At 39.7% G+C, this 17,734-nt stretch carries 18 protein-coding genes, 1 tRNA gene and 1 riboswitch; of the genes, 5 read left to right on the top strand and 14 right to left on the bottom strand.

What is annotated here, in order from left to right; translation table 11 throughout:
* Positions 1 to 39 precede the first annotated feature (39 nt).
* A complete protein-coding gene (locus FZC40_RS15430) occupies positions 40 to 1,269 on the top strand; it encodes an iron-containing alcohol dehydrogenase (RefSeq protein WP_148605959.1) in 1,230 nt (409 codons plus the stop codon).
* Between the two features lie 182 nt (positions 1,270 to 1,451).
* Here the strand turns inward: FZC40_RS15430 and FZC40_RS15425 are convergent, their stop codons facing one another.
* From FZC40_RS15425 to FZC40_RS15375, 11 genes are all read right to left on the bottom strand, one after another.
* On the bottom strand, positions 1,452 to 2,327 hold the full coding sequence (locus FZC40_RS15425; protein WP_148605957.1) for an FMN-binding protein: 876 nt from the start codon (positions 2,325 to 2,327) through the stop codon (positions 1,452 to 1,454).
* Between the two features lie 326 nt (positions 2,328 to 2,653).
* Positions 2,654 to 3,340 (bottom strand): 4'-phosphopantetheinyl transferase family protein, encoded by a 687-nt coding sequence (locus FZC40_RS15420; protein ID WP_148605955.1) that lies wholly within the window; start codon positions 3,338 to 3,340, stop codon positions 2,654 to 2,656.
* A gap of 210 nt (positions 3,341 to 3,550) precedes the next feature.
* Entirely contained in the window at positions 3,551 to 4,747 is a 1,197-nt protein-coding gene (locus FZC40_RS15415; RefSeq protein ID WP_148605953.1) for a GGDEF domain-containing protein, read from the bottom strand.
* A gap of 175 nt (positions 4,748 to 4,922) precedes the next feature.
* Positions 4,923 to 5,126 (bottom strand): (Fe-S)-binding protein, encoded by a 204-nt coding sequence (locus FZC40_RS15410; RefSeq protein ID WP_148605951.1) that lies wholly within the window; start codon positions 5,124 to 5,126, stop codon positions 4,923 to 4,925.
* A 102-nt stretch (positions 5,127 to 5,228) separates the two neighbouring features.
* Positions 5,229 to 5,303 (bottom strand) — tRNA-Gln (locus FZC40_RS15405).
* A gap of 100 nt (positions 5,304 to 5,403) precedes the next feature.
* Positions 5,404 to 6,174, bottom strand: coding sequence for a TatD family hydrolase (locus tag FZC40_RS15400; protein ID WP_148605949.1), 771 nt, complete (start codon positions 6,172 to 6,174; stop codon positions 5,404 to 5,406).
* Positions 6,168 to 7,523 (bottom strand): CCA tRNA nucleotidyltransferase, encoded by a 1,356-nt coding sequence (locus tag FZC40_RS15395; protein ID WP_243135844.1) that lies wholly within the window; start codon positions 7,521 to 7,523, stop codon positions 6,168 to 6,170. Before FZC40_RS15395 ends, FZC40_RS15400 begins: the two co-directional genes overlap by 7 nt.
* Positions 7,492 to 8,070, bottom strand: coding sequence for an HDIG domain-containing metalloprotein (locus FZC40_RS15390; RefSeq protein WP_148605945.1), 579 nt, complete (start codon positions 8,068 to 8,070; stop codon positions 7,492 to 7,494). Before FZC40_RS15390 ends, FZC40_RS15395 begins: the two co-directional genes overlap by 32 nt.
* A 33-nt stretch (positions 8,071 to 8,103) precedes the next feature.
* On the bottom strand, positions 8,104 to 8,934 hold the full coding sequence (locus tag FZC40_RS15385) for an aminotransferase class IV (protein WP_148605943.1): 831 nt from the start codon (positions 8,932 to 8,934) through the stop codon (positions 8,104 to 8,106).
* Positions 8,935 to 8,946: 12 nt separating this feature from the next.
* Entirely contained in the window at positions 8,947 to 10,317 is a 1,371-nt protein-coding gene (pabB, locus tag FZC40_RS15380; RefSeq protein WP_148605941.1) for an aminodeoxychorismate synthase component I, read from the bottom strand.
* Positions 10,311 to 10,898 (bottom strand): anthranilate synthase component II, encoded by a 588-nt coding sequence (locus FZC40_RS15375; RefSeq protein ID WP_186843667.1) that lies wholly within the window; start codon positions 10,896 to 10,898, stop codon positions 10,311 to 10,313. Before FZC40_RS15375 ends, pabB begins: the two co-directional genes overlap by 7 nt.
* A 258-nt stretch (positions 10,899 to 11,156) precedes the next feature.
* A riboswitch (cobalamin riboswitch) is annotated at positions 11,157 to 11,325 on the top strand.
* A gap of 180 nt (positions 11,326 to 11,505) precedes the next feature.
* Here FZC40_RS15375 and FZC40_RS15370 point away from each other — a divergent pair.
* Positions 11,506 to 12,015, top strand: a complete 510-nt coding sequence (locus tag FZC40_RS15370) for an ECF transporter S component (RefSeq protein ID WP_148605939.1) — start codon at positions 11,506 to 11,508, stop codon at positions 12,013 to 12,015.
* An 11-nt stretch (positions 12,016 to 12,026) separates the two neighbouring features.
* Positions 12,027 to 12,758 carry an alpha-ribazole-5-phosphate synthase gene (locus tag FZC40_RS15365; RefSeq protein WP_148605936.1) on the top strand — a complete coding sequence of 244 codons (732 nt, stop codon included), beginning with the start codon at positions 12,027 to 12,029 and terminating at the stop codon, positions 12,756 to 12,758.
* A gap of 217 nt (positions 12,759 to 12,975) precedes the next feature.
* Here the strand turns inward: FZC40_RS15365 and FZC40_RS15360 are convergent, their stop codons facing one another.
* From FZC40_RS15360 to aroF, 3 genes are all read right to left on the bottom strand, one after another.
* Positions 12,976 to 13,593: an FUSC family protein gene (locus tag FZC40_RS15360; protein WP_148605934.1), complete on the bottom strand. Its 618-nt coding sequence runs from the start codon at positions 13,591 to 13,593 to the stop codon at positions 12,976 to 12,978.
* Positions 13,594 to 13,766: 173 nt separating this feature from the next.
* Positions 13,767 to 14,660, bottom strand: a complete 894-nt coding sequence (locus tag FZC40_RS15355; RefSeq protein ID WP_148605932.1) for a prephenate dehydrogenase — start codon at positions 14,658 to 14,660, stop codon at positions 13,767 to 13,769.
* Complete coding sequence (gene aroF, locus FZC40_RS15350; protein ID WP_148605930.1) at positions 14,660 to 15,670, bottom strand: 3-deoxy-7-phosphoheptulonate synthase; 1,011 nt, start codon at positions 15,668 to 15,670, stop codon at positions 14,660 to 14,662. The genes FZC40_RS15355 and aroF overlap by 1 nt, the downstream gene beginning before the upstream one ends.
* Positions 15,671 to 16,297: 627 nt before the next feature.
* Between aroF and FZC40_RS15345 the strand changes: the two genes are divergently transcribed.
* A complete protein-coding gene (locus FZC40_RS15345) occupies positions 16,298 to 17,581 on the top strand; it encodes an O-acetylhomoserine aminocarboxypropyltransferase/cysteine synthase family protein (protein ID WP_148605928.1) in 1,284 nt (427 codons plus the stop codon).
* A gap of 32 nt (positions 17,582 to 17,613) precedes the next feature.
* Positions 17,614 to 17,734: homoserine O-acetyltransferase/O-succinyltransferase family protein (locus FZC40_RS15340; protein WP_187389071.1), on the top strand; the 121-nt coding region annotated here is incomplete at its 3' end.

The following is a 17,734-nucleotide window of genomic DNA, read 5'->3' as shown; positions in this document are numbered from 1 at the left end:
GTAATGATATACTAGGTAATAGAAAATGGAGGTTACACTATGAAAAGAGTAATAAAGTCCTTACAAAACGTTCCCTACCGTACCTCGCATTTGGTAATGAAGCAAACCTTTAAGCTACTGAATTTTCCCATTCCGCCAGTGCTTAAAGGCCCTGGAATGGCGCGACGATTTCCTGAAATTATTAAGCTTACCGGTGTCACAAAAATATTAGTGGTTACTGACCGTTCACTTCTTTCCATGGGGTTATTGGACTCCTTTTTATGTGCCTTGGAAACAAACGGTATCGAAGCGGTAATCTTTGATAATATCCAGTCTAATCCAACTTTTGAAAATATTGAAGCTGGTTTGGCCTTATATTATAGTACGAATTGTGATGGCGTTGTCGCCTTCGGCGGCGGTTCTCCCATCGACTGCGGAAAAATCATTGCTGCAAAAGTCACCAATCGAAAAAGCATCGAAAAAATGCGTGGTCTTTTTAAACTCACCAGCAAGCTGCCACCTTTTTTTGCTATTCCAACTACCACCGGATCCGGTTCAGAAGGCACCATTTATGCGTTCATAACCAATGTGCAAAATCATGAAAAGTTAGCAATCATTGATCCTAAACTGATTGCCTTAGCCACTGTTCACGATCCTGAGCTCATCTTAAGCCTGCCGCCATCATTAACGGCTACCACCGGAATGGATGCTCTCACCCATGCTATTGAAGCCTATATCGGGAAATATGACACCCCCTTTGTAAAAGACAATGCCTTGCATGCGACAGAAATTATCATTAATAATCTGGAAAACTGCTTTCACAATGGTCAGGATATCCACCTCCGTTCGAAAATGCAACAAGCAGCTTTTGACAGTGGGCTGGCTTTTACGAGAGCCTATGTGGGTTATACTCATGCCATCGCCCATGCCATGGGCGGCTATTATAGCGTTCCCCACGGTTTGGCCAATGCCATTGTGCTTCCTTATATTTTGGAATTTTCTCGCAAGTTATCTGAAAAGAAATTAGCTGAACTTGCTTTTTATTCTGGTCTGGGCGAAGCCATGTTCGATGATGAAACCCTGTCGAAGTTACTGATTGAAAAAATAAAATCCATGAATGCCAACATGGGGATTCCAAAAACAATTTATGCCCTAAAAGCTAACGATATTCCCGAACTTGCCAAACGCATTCTCAAAGAAGGTAATCCGACTTACCCGGTACCTCGCATTATGCGTTTTCAAGAATGCTGCGATATCTTGAAAATGCTCTGCCCTGAAATTTCTCAATAAATTCAAACAAAAAAGATACCAAATGGTTAAATCATTTGGTATCTTTTTATTATCTTGCAATAGCATCTCAACAGTAAAGCCTATTTTCACATCAAGATTTTACATATTGGGCATGAACGTACAAACGGTATATCTGACATAATCTCTCCTGTTTTCTGAAGATAAAGCTCATTTTTTTTATTCTATAAACTTGGTAAAGTTCCTGATATCACAGCCTTTTTCAGAGCAATAATAACCGCCTTCATAATGCCATTTGATGTATAGGTCGCCCCGGAAATGGTATCCACTACCGGTGTTTGTTTAGCGATTATTTCTGCTGGCACCGCATCAATAGCTCGGCCATAATGCTGAACACCTACTTCATTGTGAGACACCACCTTTACATCCGTTATCTCATTGCTCGCCACAGTTACGCTCACGGTGAGATTCGGACCGTATCCATCGGCTACTCCTGTATAAGTGCCGTCTTTAAGATCCACATTTCCCATAAAAAGATTGGCTTTCGTAACAACTGAATCGGTCACTGGCGAAGAGGTTGAAGCAGTTCCCGAATTCGCTGTTGAAGTCGTATCTGCTGCTTGAGTTTGGGTCGTAGTTGCACCTCCATATAGTTTCGCCACAGAGTTTTCAATTTCGCTTGTTACACCGGTGAAGAATGCTTCTGGACCCATGATTCCTCCGATTTGCCATAAATGCAGCCCCAGGAAGACAATCAATACAACGGTTAGCCAGCGATGGGGTTTAATCCATAAAAATTTTTTCGGGAAAATCTTTCTAAACAAATAGCTTAAACCAAGTAGTATTCCAGTTGCCATACAGAGCGTGCCAAAATTAAATGATAGCAGTGCGCCTGATGAAAAGAACCCATGAACACCTGCAAATATTACAAAGGCAATACCCATCGATTTATGGGAATTTCTTAATTTCTTGTTGATTTTTGCAATCAGTTTGCTTTTTCTCTTTCCTTTATTTAAGATTCGCAGCAAATAGATAATTGCTAATAAGACAACCAAAGCTACGCTTATCCAGGCTGTTACTACATTAATAAATAGTGTCATTTTTTTCTCTCTTTCTTTTTTAATTCCAATTTTAGTAAATTATAGTCTCATCCTTATGTCATTTTTTAATGTTAGCATCTATTTGTGAACTTTTTATGAAGAACTTGTGTATGTTTATAAAATATAATTAATTCTTTGTTGGTAACGATTATATTTTAAAGTTACTGTAACAAAAAAGTCTGTCCGGCAAACTCGCGTTCTCGAGCAGACTTTTTCCATTCCTATAAAAGTAGCTGCATTAACCGCCAAAGGTAACCAGCCCTCTTTTTAAAATATTGTTATTCGTTTTTCTTTTGTTTAGTTTCTTCTTTCAATGGTTCTGTTTTTTATAGCTTTACCCATTCTATTTCATTATCAAATCGATTCGAACCATTAGCACACCACATCACATAATTTTCCGGGCCTCTATATTTTTTTAAGTAAACATTCTTTTTTTGTTCTTCTTCAAAGATGGATACTTCTATCTTTTCTGGAAATTGACCTTTTATATTGACGGCAAAAGCATTCATCGGCAGCCCGAAACCTTTCCCGGTATATTTCATATAGCTTTCTTTAATTGACCATAAATCACAAAGTCCCTGTTGTTGATCTTCAACCGGCAGCGACAGGATCCAGGCCACTTCCACTGCGTGGAAAAAACGCTTTGCTAATTGAAAATTCACACGCTCCCGCTGCTCAATATCCACTCCAACGGGTTCATTGCTTATCGCACAAACCACAAAATTTCCTGAATGGGACAGATTAAAATGAATATTAGGATGATCCGAACATCTTGGCTTTACACCTTCCCCTTTTATTAACTTTAATTGCTCTTTAATTCCAAAGAACTTCGATACTGCTTTCTGCAAAATCACTTCTGCACCTACCGAAAGTGCTTTCGAATTAATTGATTTTAATCGAGCTGCTTTTTCCTGGCGTTCTGAAGAAATAGATGTCAAGTATTTTTCCAATTGATCCAACTGATACAAAGGACTTACATCGGCGATATAAATCCGGGTTTTTATTTCTTCCATTCGTATTTAGCCCCCTGACCAAATCAGTTATTCAACACTTATTATTACCTTTAAAAAAAACAATTATAAATTTCACTTTTTTTAAATAATTTCAGCTATGATTATACTATAAAACATCAACAATCAAGGAGATCAATATGATCCCGCCTGTATTCATTACACCAAACATAAAAAATTTTTTTGGTGTAAAAAAAGAGAGGCACTGCCCCCCTATATAACCTCACTTAATCCATCGTAAATAGTAATTTGATTTCTTCCCTTCCCCTTGGAAAGATATAAAGCCTCATCGGCATACTGCGTAAGATTCTGATTCTCCATTTCATTTTTCCACTCGGCAATGCCGATACTAATGGTAATCTTTCCGCTCTGCAAAAGAGCTTCTTCCAAAATGATCGGAGTTTTTCTTAACTTTGTCATTATTCTCTTTGCAATACTTCCTGCCTGTTCTTTACTAATGTCTGCCAGAATTAAAACAAACTCGTCTCCACCAAATCGGGAACAAATATCTGTCTTTCGGGCATTCATTTTTATCGTATCAGCGACATATTTTAAGACCTGATCCCCAATATCATGACCATATTCATCATTAATTTCCTTGAAAAAGTCAATATCAATCATCATTAAAAATAAATGATATCCCGAACTTTTTGCTTTTTTAATAAAATCAACTAGTTGTTTGTCATGATATCGTTTGCTGTGAAGGTCCGTTAAATAATCAATATTTTCAGCTTCAAATTTATCCCAGATCAGCTTAAATGCAATAAACAAGATTAGCATACTCAACACAGAAATTCCGATAACAAGAGCCGATTTTATATTTTTCATTAGTACCGTGATGGCATCTCCGGAAAAATTCACGCCTACCACACTCAACACTTCGCCTGTTTGAGGATCTCTGATTGGGGCATACCCCGATAAATAACTGCTTCGCTTATCCTCTTCAACAAAATCAGTATATCCAGCCATACCTGTTCTAAAAACATCGCCTTCCATTGCTACCATCTCATCCGTAGACCCAATGGGGAAAAAAAACTTACTCTCTGAATTTTCCCCATCCAGAATATATGCTGATTCTGTATCTGATATTTTTTTAGCTGTAAAAATATAGCTGGCACCCGTTTCTTCTCTAATATTCTGAAAAAGTTCATTCATTTTTTGATAATAAGCCTGATCATAATTGTCCGACTGATAATCACTTGTTTCTGATAACGCCTTGTAAGGTTCCATATCTTCTTCAATGAAATGAGCTGCTGTCACAGCCACTTTCTCAGCACTTTCGCCAAGTTCCTGAATCACCACATTTTCAATCTCCAAATAAGTCAAATAACCAATTGTCGAAAGTAGTAAAGCAATGATCAAGAAGATACTTATGCAAACACCTTTTTGATTCCTTATGCACTTCATCATTTAACTTTTTTCCTTTCTAAAACGTGTCTTTTTCTTTGATTTTTCTCATTCTTATTTTTCTCATCCTTATTTTTTCCAGTCTTTTTTGTTTATACCCACAAAAAAAATGACGAAACAATTAATCATTGTTTCGTCATTTTTGGGATGCAAATAAAATCCTTGCTGCAATTATCAGTTACAACTGCTTAATTAAATCCTGAATTTTCTTGCGATTATTTTCGAAGATGTCTTCTCTCAATGGCGCACACCCGCCGATTGTCTTTTTTCCTTCTAATAACTTTTGAGCTAAGGCCATACAATTATTTTCTCCACAGTTTCCGCAGTTACTATGAGGTAAATACTCATAAATATCAAAAACGCTGATTTCCTGATCTACCATAAGATTTCCTTCTTTCTTAGGATCATAAGGGCTTCCATCAAATTTAATTATAAAATAAAACCCGCTTTTTAATTTTACTTAAAAAACAGGTTGATTTCTTTTTGGCAGGGGTAGCAGGATTTGAACCTGCGGATGATGGAGTCAGAGTCCATTGCCTTACCGCTTGGCTATACCCCTATATTAACTTTTCTAACCCGAAGGTACGCTAAACATTTTACCCGAACTTTTTTCTCTTGTCAAGGAAAATGAATCTTCGACAAGACTAATTTTCATTTTCCTAATTTATCCCAAATATTTTCTTGGTATTAGCCGCGGTAATTTCCGAAATTTCTGCCAGGCTTATGCCCCTCAGTCTAGCAATTTCTTCCGCCACCAATCGAACATAGGCTGGTTCGTTTCGCTTTCCACGATGAGGCGTTGGCGTTAAATAAGGGCTGTCGGTTTCAATCAACAACCGGTCTAATGGCATCATTGAAACCACTTCCGGAAGTTTGCGCGCATTTTTAAAGGTGAGTGAGCCTGAGATCGACAGATAGAAACCCATATCTAAAAATACTTTCGCCATTTCTGCCGATCCGCTGTAACTGTGCATAACTCCACCATACTCCGGTGCAAAATGGTCCTTTAAAATACGCAGCATGTCTTCCATAGATTCTCGATTATGGATAACAATCGGGAGTTTAACTTCTTTGGCCACGGACAACTGATCAATAAAAACCGACTGCTGCACATCTCTGGGCGACAAATCGTAATGATAATCCAGACCAATTTCACCAATGGCAATAACTTTGTCTTTTTTTGCCCATTCTCTCAATAGCTGACCCGTTTTTTCTGTGTCGTAGTCCTTGGCATCGTGAGGATGAATACCAACCGTTGCATAAACCATTGGGTATTTTTCGCTCATTGCGATGGCCCGAAGGCTGGATGCTTCATCCGCTCCCGGATTGATAATAATTTCAACGCCGCCAAGTTGTGCATTTGTCAGAACGGCTTCCCGATCCTCATTGAATTTTTCATCATCTATGTGCGCATGGCTATCAATTAACATTGCTTAATCTCCTTTATTTTTTCAATCAAAACTTCCTTGGCGTTTTCCACCTCATCATCCATCACGTTTTCCAACAAGTGCTTTAACAATCGCCCGATCTCCGGTCCATCTGCAATACCCATTGCCATGAGATCATTGCCATTGATGGCTAAATCTTTTAGCGAAAAGCATTCATTCTCGGCGATGACTTCTGACAGAATGTTTTCAAGTTCTGCTAATCCATCTAATCGGAAACGGTATTCCAGGGATTGCGCCAAAACATCAGCCCGTTTTATTTCCAGCAAATCCCGAAATAATGATTCCGATAAGCGGTTAAGCCAGCGTTTGACGCTTTTTTTGGTAGGCTCTATAACAGTGTCATGATATTTAATCAGTTTACAGATTTTGGCAATCGACTCTTTATCCAGTTTCAGCGCATTTAAGCGATGATTGGCAAGGCTTTCCGACTGCCTGCTATGGCCATTAAAATGACCAATTCCCAAGGTGTCCCGACTATACGTTTCCGGTTTGCCAAGGTCATGAAAAAGCATCGTCCAGCGCAAAATCGGAGTCGCCGGCAAGTTTTCCAGAGCAACCGCAGTATGTGTTAATATATCATAACAATGATGGGGATTTTTCTGATCAAAGTCTTTGGCCGGCAGCAGCTCGGGAATGACCACTCCCAGAACGGTTGTCTCTTCCAGTAATACCTTTTTAACGTTTTTTCCGCATAAAAGCTTAACCATTTCCGCAGCGATGCGTTCAGCCGAAATTTCTTTTAACTGCTCACACGCTTCATTAACGGCCTTTTGTGTTTCTTCCTCCAACGCAAAGCCGAGAACCGCAGCAAAGCGCAATGCCCGCAGAATTCTCAACGCATCTTCATTCATTCGCTCGCGAGGATCGCCAACACAGCGTATTTGTTTTTTTTGAATGTCTTCGATACCGCCAAACAGATCAACAAAGCCTTTTTGAGGATGATACGCCAGAGCATTCATGGTAAAATCCCTTCGCGCCAGGTCTTCATCCAGATTTTTAGTGAACATTACTTCATCCGGATGACGCTTGTCAGAGTAATTGCCTTCCCGGCGATGGGTCGTTATCTCAATGGAATGACCGTCGATGATAACCGTAACCGTGCCATGGCGTATCCCGGTTTCAATGACTCGGTAATTGGAAAAGCAGTCCTTAATCTCTGCCGGTGTAGCATCAGAGGTCATGTCAAAATCAAGGGGTGTTTTTTCTAACAGATAATCCCGAACACTGCCACCCACAAGATAGCCGCAGAACCCGGAGTGATCGAGCATTTCAAACACTTTTTTGACCGAATTCGGAAGATCAAGCTTCATTGTTTCCCAAACCAATATCATCGGCAACAGCACGCATCCCCATTATCGTTTCTTTGGTCAAATCTTCCAGGGAATATCCCGACATGGCTGCGCCCTTTGTAATAACATCCCGACTGACGCCGGCAGCAAAATTTTGAGCTTTAAATTTTTTCTTAACCGACTTCACTTCTAAATCGTTGACACTTTTAGACGGACGCATATAGGCACAAGCAGTAATCAATCCGACTAACTCATCCGTTGCATACAGAATCTTCTCCATTTGGTGAGTTGGCTGGACATCCGTGCAGATTCCAAACCCATGACTTGCTACGCTGTGAATAAATGCATCATCATAACCATTGTTCGTTAATATCTCAACCACTTTTACGCAGTGCTCTTCTGGGTATTTTTCATAATCCAAATCGTGTAAAAGTCCTACAATCCCCCAATATTCCGGATCTTCTCCCTCTAATTCGGAAAAATGCGCCATCACGCCGGACACGGCTAAGCCATGATTGAGCAGTGATTCGCTCTCATTGTATTCTTTTAATAATTGCAATGCTGCTTCACGATTTAATTGATTCTTCATTTTGATCGGCTCCTTTTGTTTTCTATAAATATTTCAAATTATATCATATTCTTTTTTGTACATCTTTTTCAAGTGATTTGTGAAAGATTCATCCTTTACCGGGTATTCTGAATCATCCACCCGCCTGACCGGCATAATTTCCATTAGCGAGTTTGTGATGAATATCTCATCCGCTTCCATTAGAACTGCTTTACGATAATAGCCTTCTTCAAACGGTATTTTATAATTCTTTAATAATTCGATGACTTTATTTCTGACAATTCCCGCTAAAAGACCGTTATCCGTTGCCGGGGTATAGACCTTTTCATTTTTTATAAAAAAGATGTTGCTCATGCTTCCTTCTGCCAGATAGCCTTTAGAATTGAAGAAAATCGCTTCGTTAAAGCCTTTGCTTTTGCTATCGTTTAAAATAAGCAGATTCTCTAAATAATTGTTGGATTTTACCGTAACCAACAGGGATTGCTCATTTCTGATATAGTCACTGATGCAGATACTTACCCCCTGCTGAAAGGTTTCATCTTCATAATGATTTTCTCTGGCCGTGATCAGGATCGAATCTTTTTTAGTCCCTTTGCTCAAAGTAAGCCGTAACCCGCCTTTGTCCAGCTGATTTTTCTTGATCATTTTTTCACAATCAGCCAACAGCTGAGGATTGTTTTCATCAAAATTAAGCCCCACCAATAAAGCGCTGCTTTTTAGTCGCGCCATGTGTTCCTCAAAGAAGAGCGGTTTTCCTTTGCCGATATTGATGGTTTCGAAGACGCCATAACCATACAGAAAGCCCTGCTCCGCGGGAACCAGGCATTCTTCTAATATTTCACCATTATAACATACGTACTGAATGATGCTCACTCCTATCTGCATTTTAGAACTTGTTTAATATCTTTTTAATGCTTCCATTAACGCTTTTCCCTTATCAAAAGTTTCCTCATATTCCGATTGGTTTTGTGAATCCCAAACAATCCCTCCGCCAACCTGGAAATAAGCTTTTTCATTCTTGCAGAGAATTGTCCGTATCACAATGTTTAAATCCAAATCGCCATTGAATCCAATATATCCGATGGACCCCGTGTAGATATTCCTTTGGGTCGGCTCCAATTCGTCAATAATTTCCATAGCCCTAATCTTAGGCGCGCCGGTAATCGATCCCCCGGGAAATGAAGCTTTGATGGCATCAATGGCATCCACGTCATCCTTTAATTCTCCCGTGACGGTTGAAACCAAATGGAAAACCGTCTCATAAGTTTCCAATTTATACAATTCCGGTACTTTCACGGTACCGGTCCGGGATATTCTGCCTAAATCATTTCTTTCTAAATCGACAATCATTAGCAATTCTGCTTTATCCTTTTCACTGTTGATTAAAGTATTTCGATTGTCTTCGTCTTCCGCCGGTGTTGCTCCCCGGGGCATTGTCCCTTTAATCGGTCGTGTCTGAATATTTCTTCCTTTTACCTGAATAAACCGCTCCGGCGAACTGCAAACAATTTGACCTTCTCCAAAATCTAAATAGCTGGCAAAAGGCGCCGGATTAATCCTTCTTAATTCACTGTATAATTCCAATGGTGTAATTTGCAGATCACATTCAAACCGCTGTGTCAGGTTGGTCTGATAAATATCCCCGGCCCGAATATATTCATGTACCGCGTCCAGAGCTTTCATATATTCTTCTTTTGTGAAATTACCGGTAAACTGTTTTTCTTCGTTTATATTAAAATCCGAGCGAATCGATACCTTCGCATTTTTCTCGATTCTTTGTTTGATCTTATCGATAATCGTCTCCGGCTTTTCTTCAATGCCAAGGGCGGCAATGTATGTTTTATTCTGCTTGTGATCGATGATAATGATTCCATCATAAAACCCCATGTGACAATCCGGTATCTGAACATCATCCTGTGCGCTTCGGGGAAGCTTTTCTAACTGATGACAGAGGTCATAGGAAAAATAACCCACCGCTCCGCCTAAAAATGGAAATTTTGACGGATAGTCCATTTTATAGTGATTAAGCAGTTTTTGTAATTCATCAAAGGGATCACCCTGGTAGTTTTTTTCTTCGTCCTTTGTTTTGACAGTGATCAAATCCGCTTTACTGCTGAAAACCACAAACGGATCAAACCCGATAAAGGAGTATCGGCCAAAACTGTCTGGATCTCTGCCACTGTCCAGAAAAAAGCTGTATGGTCGGTCTTTAAATTGAAGATAAGTTTCAAAACTATTTAAAGTTGTCTTAATTTCTTGTATTAACATCGCGCATCCTTTTCTTTTGTTGATTGAAAAAAGTTGTCCAATAATTCCATTCCCATCTCGGTTAAAATCGCTTCCGGATGAAATTGCACCCCTTCAATTTTATATTCCCGGTGTCTCAGCCCCATAATCTCACCTTCATTTGTTTGGGCTGTAATTTCAAAGAAATCGGGAATCTCCTTGTTTTCAACCACCAACGAATGATACCGGGTGACCTTCAAGGGATTATTGAGACCTTGAAACACACCTCGATTGTTATGCGTAATCGCATGGACTTTTCCATGAACCGGTTCTTGGGCTTTAACAATCTTGCACCCAAAGGCTTGCCCGATGATTTGATGACCCAGACATATTCCCAAAATCGGTATCTTGCCTTTAAAATAATCGACGACCTCCAAACAAATGCCTGATTCATTGGGCGTACACGGTCCTGGTGACAAAACAATCATGGCCGGCTTCATTAGAGCGATCTCGTCGATAGTGATTTTATCATTTCTTTTTACAATAACTTGCTCATTTAGGCCTTCCAGATATTGGACTAAATTGTAGGTGAAGGAATCATAGTTGTCTATCATTAAAATCAATTTTCATACCCCTTATATTTTATTATATTGAGGTGTATTGTATCATAATAGGATGTCGACTAACAAGAAATTCCAGCTGGAATTTCAAGACCTATTTTATAATCTTTAGCTAATTTTTTCTAAAATATCTTGCTATAATTTACCCTATTGATCGCACTTCTGATCGCACCCAAGAAATTAACTTCTTAAAAAATATTACTGCCTACAAAATCACTTGAAATTTGACAAAATGACATTTTCCATGTTATTATTTTAGTAATTTAATAAAGCTTTTTTGGTGCCTTGGAAAAGGAGAATAGGGAAACAGGTTAAAATCCTGTAGGGACCCACCACTGTAATATTGGAGCAATTGTCAAAACCACCTCAAGGGAAGGGGCAAATTGTGATGAATCTAACTCAGGAGACCTGCCAAAGATGATTTCATTTGAACGACGGTAAAGTTCACATCTATTTCAGATGTGGACTTTTTTGTTTGCGCAAAGACATTTGCAAAATATTAGCATCACGCTTTTTGTCAATGTCTGCGAACTTTTCAATCTAATGGCTTCTTCCTTTTCACTTTTCTTCGCTGAATAGAATGCTTTATAATAAACTTAAGGAGTATTACATGAAGATCACCACGAAACAACTCGTCTTTACAGCACTTTTAATCGCCCTATCTTTTATTGGCGCCCAATTGAAAATTTTTGGCACGATTGCCTTTGATTCGCTGCCTGCTTATTTGGGCACATTTCTGATGGGTCCAATTTTCGGAGCGATTATTGGCATCATCGGTCATCTTTTAACCGCTGCCACTTCTGGATTTCCTATGACTTTACCCGTTCACTGCGTCATCGCTTTAGGAATGGGCCTAACCATGGTTGGAACCTGGTATACTTATCTTTTTGTTAAAAAAATCGCTAACGAAACTTTAGGACTGCTAATCAGCGTCATTGCCGCCACGATATTTAATGGTCCTATTCTACTGCTGCTGTGCTCGCCCCTTTTGGTTCCGATCTTAACTTGGACCGGAGTTATTGCGCTGATGCTGCCGTTAGCATTGGTTGGGGGTCTTAACGCCTTAATCGCTGCCATTATTTATAAAGCTTTGCCTGATTCTATTAAAAATCAATTTTAAGGTGAGCCTTCATGAAAGCTTATCAATATCGTGACTTATCTGTAATTGAACTTCCCGATTCGCTAATTGTCACGGCCTGTGACAGCAGCGGCAGCATTGGAGAAAAGAGTGGGGATGTATTAAGCATCCCCACAAAATATGTTTCTATCTTCGCCACCCGGGTCTGCCTCTTTGAAATATTATCCTGCGGTGCAAAAGTGGTCGCCCTTTCCAATACCGTTTCTTGTGAAATGCATCCCACCGGAGAGCTTATCATCCAAGGTATCCAAGAAGAACTTCGTCGGGCCGGAATTGAGGATATCCCGATCAATGGCTCCACCGAAGAAAATTTCAAAACGAGTATGACGGCCCTAGGCATTTTTGTCATTGGCACCGCTGATGCGCTGCGGATCATTCCTTCTTCTTCAGACGATATGATCATCTGTATCGGCAAGCCTAAATGCGGCTCTGCTGTGATTGTTGAGGGTGATCATGAAATAGCAAACTATACCGATCTCCGAATTCTGCTTCAATCCGACGGAGTTAAGGAAATTGTTCCCTGCGGTTCAAAGGGTATTCTCTGGGAAGCCAATAATCTTGCTTCGATTTATGATCTCAAACTTAATCCTGCCCACACCAACTTGAATATTGATGATTCTACCGGACCGGCAACAACCGTTATTGCGAGCATTCATCCATCCGTTTATCCCGAGCTTTTATCGCTTTTCGGTAATAAGATGAGTATCATCGGTCATCTGAATTAACCCTGCTGAATAAAAATATTAAAATGATAAACCGCTAGAACATACGGCCTGAATTTTTTCGTATTTCACTAAATACATCTCGTGAGCATGAACGGGTTGCCTTTATATTAAAAAAAGACCACCTTGTATTCTAAGTGGTCTTTTTTTAAAGGGGAGGGGTAATTATATATATTTTAGTTATTCTAGATGTCACAAAAATCTAGAAGCAACGTAAAACCTAAGGTTTAAGGATCATATATATGATACTTGCGACATTCATTTTTGGGCGTTCATTGCTTTTTTTCTGATCTGCACTTAACCGCTTTTCTGCTTTTTCTTTGTTGGGATTTTCCTGATTTTTTTTAGTGTCACATTCGGGAAGCTTAATAAAGCGATTCACTAAATAAGCAACGATGATCCCAAAAGCAGTCTCTAAAAGCCTCATTGCAGCCAACATATAGCTTCCCAAATCTTGGGAATAGGTAGTCATAACGCTAATAAACATCACACAGGCAATTGTAATGGCGCCATGTTTTTTTAAATTATTGCACAGGTAAATCAGGCCCATTACCCCCAAAGGAATAACGGCAACATAGCCATATCTGAAGGGGATTAAATTGGCAAGAAAAATGCCGAATATTCCGGTTGCTCCGCCAATAATCGTTCCTAAAATTCGATTCCAGCCACTCTCTACCGTTTCTTCAATATTCGATTCCATGGTAATTACAGCGGCGACTGCAGCGAACAGGGGATTGAAATTCGGACCCATCAAAGCAAATACGACCACACAGATAAATACCGCCAATGCCGTTTTTAAGTTTCTCATTCCAATTGATGGCAGATTACATGATTTCATTATTCTTTGGTTCCAATTTTTTATTTAGCTTCTCCCTTGCCGCCCATGATTCCATTTGAAACGGGAACCATAAGATTTATTAACTTGAGTATACGCTCCTAAAGAATTAAGTCAATAGCGTAATCTTTTACAGGTTGATGAAACTGTTTTCAAACCGTTATTCTTAAATAAACTCACCTTTTTTTTAAGTTTTTCGCCTCTCGAATCTCCCCCATGATGATTCGTTTTTCTCGAACCGATGTTAACCGCTGGATTAATTCCGCACTTTCTTCAGCTTCTATCATTCTCTTCATTTCTTCCAAACTTGATTCAAATTTTTCAATGTTATTAAGCAGATTTTTTCGGTTGCACATAAAGAGTTCCGTCCACATGGCTGCATTAATCATGGCAATTCGGGTCAGATCTCCAAAACTTCCCCCTTCAAAATCCGTAATCGAAAGATCATCTTCACAATCCACCAAGGCTGCTGCAATGATATGGCAGAGCTGCGACGTGAAGGCGATCTTTTCATCATGAATCTCACAGGTTGTTTCGGTAATATGATTAAATCCCAAATCAGTGACAATCTCTTTTATCAGTTCGATATTTTCCGGTTGATTTGTTGGCAACGGGGTCAAAATATAATTGCGGTTTTTGAAGATGCTGTCATCAGCATTGCCAAACCCTTCTTTTTCACTCCCGGCCATCGGGTGGCCGGGAATATAATCAATGTCATTTCTCAAGCGATTTCCAAGCTTTTTAACAATCACTTCTTTTACTCCGGTGATATCAGTTATGACTGCTCCTGTTTTGAAGTGTTCCATATACGTGGTCAAAAATACCAGTGCATCCTTCGGGCTCAGACAAATAAAAAGCAAATCACATTGCGGCAGCATTTTTTTTAGTCCTTCAGAATCAAACGCCCCTTCATCAATAACTTTCCGATCTATCGCCATTTTTATAACCGTTGGATCGATATCATAACCCCATATTTTCCGAGGGCCTTGTTTCCTGAGTCCCATGGCCAGCGCACCGCCCATGAGACCCAGGCCAATAAAGCCAACGATGGAATCTTCTCGTTTTTTCATTACATCACCTTGTTTTCAATTTCTGCATATTTTTTCAAAGTTTTCATGATACTATCGAATTGTGCCGGTGTTATGGACTGCGCTCCATCGCAAAGAGCCTCTTCGGGATTATTATGAACTTCGATCATTACCCCATCGGCACCGACCGCAATGGCAGCCTTGGATAACGCTTCTACTGTCCAGGAAAGACCGGTCCCGTGACTTGGATCGATAATGATCGGCAAATGACTTTTTTTCTTTAAAACGGGAACACAGCTTAAATCCAGGGTATTTCTTGTGGCTGTTTCAAATGTACGGATCCCGCGTTCACACAAAATAACCTTATCATTACCTTCTTTCATGATATATTCCGCTGACATCAAAAATTCCTGCATGGTTGCACATAAGCCTCTTTTTAATAAAATAGGCTTGTCTATTTTTCCCAATTCTCTTAAAAGAATAAAGTTCTGCATATTTCTTGCGCCAACCTGAATGATGTCGACATCTTCAAAAGCCGGCAACTGTTCCAAAGACATCAGTTCGCTCACAATGGGAAGACCCGTCGCTTTTCGAGCAATTTTTAAAAGATCCAACCCTTCATAGCCCATCCCTTGAAAGGCATATGGGGATGAGCGCGGTTTGAAGGCCCCGCCACGAAGGAAGGTCGCCCCAGACTGTTTGACGCTCTTTGCTATGGATACGATCTGTTCTTCACTTTCCACTGAACATGGACCCGCTATAATACTAATGGTCCCTTCTCCAACTTTTCGTCCTTTTACATCGATAATGGTATCATCTGGATGGAAGAGACGATTTGCCTTTTTATAAGGTTCCTGTACTCGTAATACATTTTCGACAATTTGATTCGAACGAATTTTTGCGACATCCACCAATGTTGTATCCCCTACGATTCCCAAGATAGTGTGATCAATCCCTTTTGAATAATGAATTTTCACTCCTTGTGTTTCAATCATTTTTATTAACCTTTGAATATCTTCTTCTTTAGTATTTGGTTTAACAACGACTATCATTTTTTCCTCCATTATTTTTTTAATCTATGGCCAAGTTCTAATCAATCTATTTTTATTTCCTGTGCACCGGGGAATAAAAAAAGGAGACTTCCTTTGGAAGTCTCCTAAAAATCAACTTTTATAAAACACAAAATGCATTTCTTAAAAATATCTTATGGATTTGGACTCTCGAAGGAACTTAATTTATTACATGTAAAATAACCAAAGCTAAAAAACCAATAGCTTTGGCTGTTGATATAATAATATTCATTTAAGTTTCTTCTTAAATCTTCCATGATATTCCTCTCAAGATTAAACTAAGGTTACCCCCGAATCTTGCTATCTCAATTCTGTATTTTGATTCATTATAGACTTGTTTTATATGAATGTCAAATGAATGTTTTTCATGTTTATTAATTTTATTGAACATCGCTTTTCCTTTCCGTCTGAAATACCCTTTTGTTTATGTCGCTTTGAACCGACGGAAAGGGTTGACAGCGCCTTGTTTTTTGTGTTATATTGCACTTAATTCCTACTGGAATGATATGCAATATTTTTTGTAATTTTCTGCTTCCTAAATCGCAAAATTCCAATTAGGCTTACACCGCAACAGCACTTGAAAAAATAATTATCCAAGGAGATACAGTAATGAAAGAAACCAGAAAATTCGAGACCCTTCAACTCCATGGCGGTCAAACCCCTGATCCCACGACTCATTCCGTAGCCGTTCCCATCTATCAAACAACTTCCTATGTTTTTGACAGCAGTGAACACGCCGAACGCCTATTTGGCTTGCAGGAACCCGGAAATATTTATACTCGGATTATGAATCCGACCAACACTGTTCTTGAAGAACGCATGGCCCTTTTAGAAGGTGGGGTTGGCGCTTTAGCATTTGCCTCCGGTTCTGCTGCCATTACCGCAACGATTCTCAATATCGCCGGTACCGGCGATGAGTTCGTGGCGGCATCAACGCTTTACGGCGGGACCTACAACCTTTTAAATTCAACACTACCTCGTCTTGGCATTAAAACAACCTTTGTTAACCCGGATGATCCCGAAAATTTCAGATCAGCCATTAATGACAAAACCAAGGCAATTTATATTGAATCACTAGGAAATCCCGCCATCAATATTGTGGCTGTAAAAGCGGTTGCAAAAATTGCTCACGATAATGGTATTCCCCTGATTGTAGATAACACCTTTGCAACCCCCTATTTGTTCAGACCGCTGGATTTTGGGGCCGATATTGTGGTTTATTCCGCAACTAAATTTATTGGCGGACACGGCACAACGATCGGTGGAATCATTGTCGACGGCGGTATGTTTGACTGGGCCGCCAGTGGTAAATTTCCAGTATTTACCACCCCTGATGAAAGCTATCACGGCATGATTTATGCTAAGGATGCCGGCGCCGCTGGATTTATTACAAAGGCTCGGGTTCAGCTGCTTCGGGATACCGGTGCCTGTCTCAGTCCCTTTAATTCATTCCTTCTTTTACAAGGGTTGGAAACCCTATCTCTGCGTTTAGACCGACATTTGGAAAACACTCAGAAAGTTGTTGCCTTTTTATCCGAGCATCCGCAAGTTACCTGGGTTAACTACCCATCTTTACCGGGTAACCCCTATAAAGCCTTATCCGATGAATACTTTAAAAAAGGTCCGGGTTCTATTTTTACTTTCGGTATTAAGGGCGGCCTTAAAGCCGCGCGTAAATTTATTGACAGTCTGGAACTTTTCACTCATTTAGCCAATGTTGCCGATGCTAAATCACTGGTTATTCACCCCGCCACCACGACCCATCAGCAGCTTTCCGGTGACGAACTAATTGCTGCCGGTATTACCGAAGATATGATTCGTTTATCAATCGGACTTGAACACATCGATGATATCATCGCCGATTTAGATCAGGCTTTGACAAAAGCCAATTAACTTTTTTAAACTAACGCTTCAAGGAGGAAATTATGCCCATAAGAATTCCCAATAACTTACCCGCCAATCAAATTTTGACAAATGAAAATATTTTTGTCATGGATGTAAACCGAGCCAGTCAGCAAGATATACGTCCTTTAAAAATCGCCATAT

Origin of the sequence: Acetobacterium tundrae (genome assembly GCF_008086615.1) — a bacterium.
Lineage (GTDB): Bacteria > Bacillota > Clostridia > Eubacteriales > Eubacteriaceae > Acetobacterium > Acetobacterium tundrae.
Note: the sequence above shows the minus strand (reverse complement) of the source record. Positions and strands in the feature narration are given on the sequence as shown.

Bases quoted from the DNA above. Each gene is read 5' to 3' on its own strand.
- FZC40_RS15430 (WP_148605959.1), top strand. From the start codon at position 40: ATGAAAAGAGTAATAAAGTCCTTACAAAACGTTCCCTACCGTACCTCG.
- FZC40_RS15355 (WP_148605932.1), bottom strand. From the start codon at position 14,660: ATGAAAAAACGAGAAGATTCCATCGTTGGCTTTATTGGCCTGGGTCTC.
- FZC40_RS15410 (WP_148605951.1), bottom strand. From the start codon at position 5,126: ATGGTAGATCAGGAAATCAGCGTTTTTGATATTTATGAGTATTTACCT.
- FZC40_RS15420 (WP_148605955.1), bottom strand. From the start codon at position 3,340: ATGGAAGAAATAAAAACCCGGATTTATATCGCCGATGTAAGTCCTTTG.
- FZC40_RS15415 (WP_148605953.1), bottom strand. From the start codon at position 4,747: ATGATGAAGTGCATAAGGAATCAAAAAGGTGTTTGCATAAGTATCTTC.
- FZC40_RS15395 (WP_243135844.1), bottom strand. From the start codon at position 7,523: ATGATATTGGTTTGGGAAACAATGAAGCTTGATCTTCCGAATTCGGTC.
- FZC40_RS15385 (WP_148605943.1), bottom strand. From the start codon at position 8,934: ATGCAGATAGGAGTGAGCATCATTCAGTACGTATGTTATAATGGTGAA.
- FZC40_RS15345 (WP_148605928.1), top strand. From the start codon at position 16,298: ATGAAAGAAACCAGAAAATTCGAGACCCTTCAACTCCATGGCGGTCAA.
- aroF (WP_148605930.1), bottom strand. From the start codon at position 15,670: ATGATAGTCGTTGTTAAACCAAATACTAAAGAAGAAGATATTCAAAGG.
- pabB (WP_148605941.1), bottom strand. From the start codon at position 10,317: ATGTTAATACAAGAAATTAAGACAACTTTAAATAGTTTTGAAACTTAT.
- FZC40_RS15370 (WP_148605939.1), top strand. From the start codon at position 11,506: ATGAAGATCACCACGAAACAACTCGTCTTTACAGCACTTTTAATCGCC.
- FZC40_RS15360 (WP_148605934.1), bottom strand. From the start codon at position 13,593: ATGAAATCATGTAATCTGCCATCAATTGGAATGAGAAACTTAAAAACG.
- FZC40_RS15365 (WP_148605936.1), top strand. From the start codon at position 12,027: ATGAAAGCTTATCAATATCGTGACTTATCTGTAATTGAACTTCCCGAT.
- FZC40_RS15425 (WP_148605957.1), bottom strand. From the start codon at position 2,327: ATGACACTATTTATTAATGTAGTAACAGCCTGGATAAGCGTAGCTTTG.
- FZC40_RS15390 (WP_148605945.1), bottom strand. From the start codon at position 8,070: ATGAAGAATCAATTAAATCGTGAAGCAGCATTGCAATTATTAAAAGAA.
- FZC40_RS15400 (WP_148605949.1), bottom strand. From the start codon at position 6,174: ATGTTAATTGATAGCCATGCGCACATAGATGATGAAAAATTCAATGAG.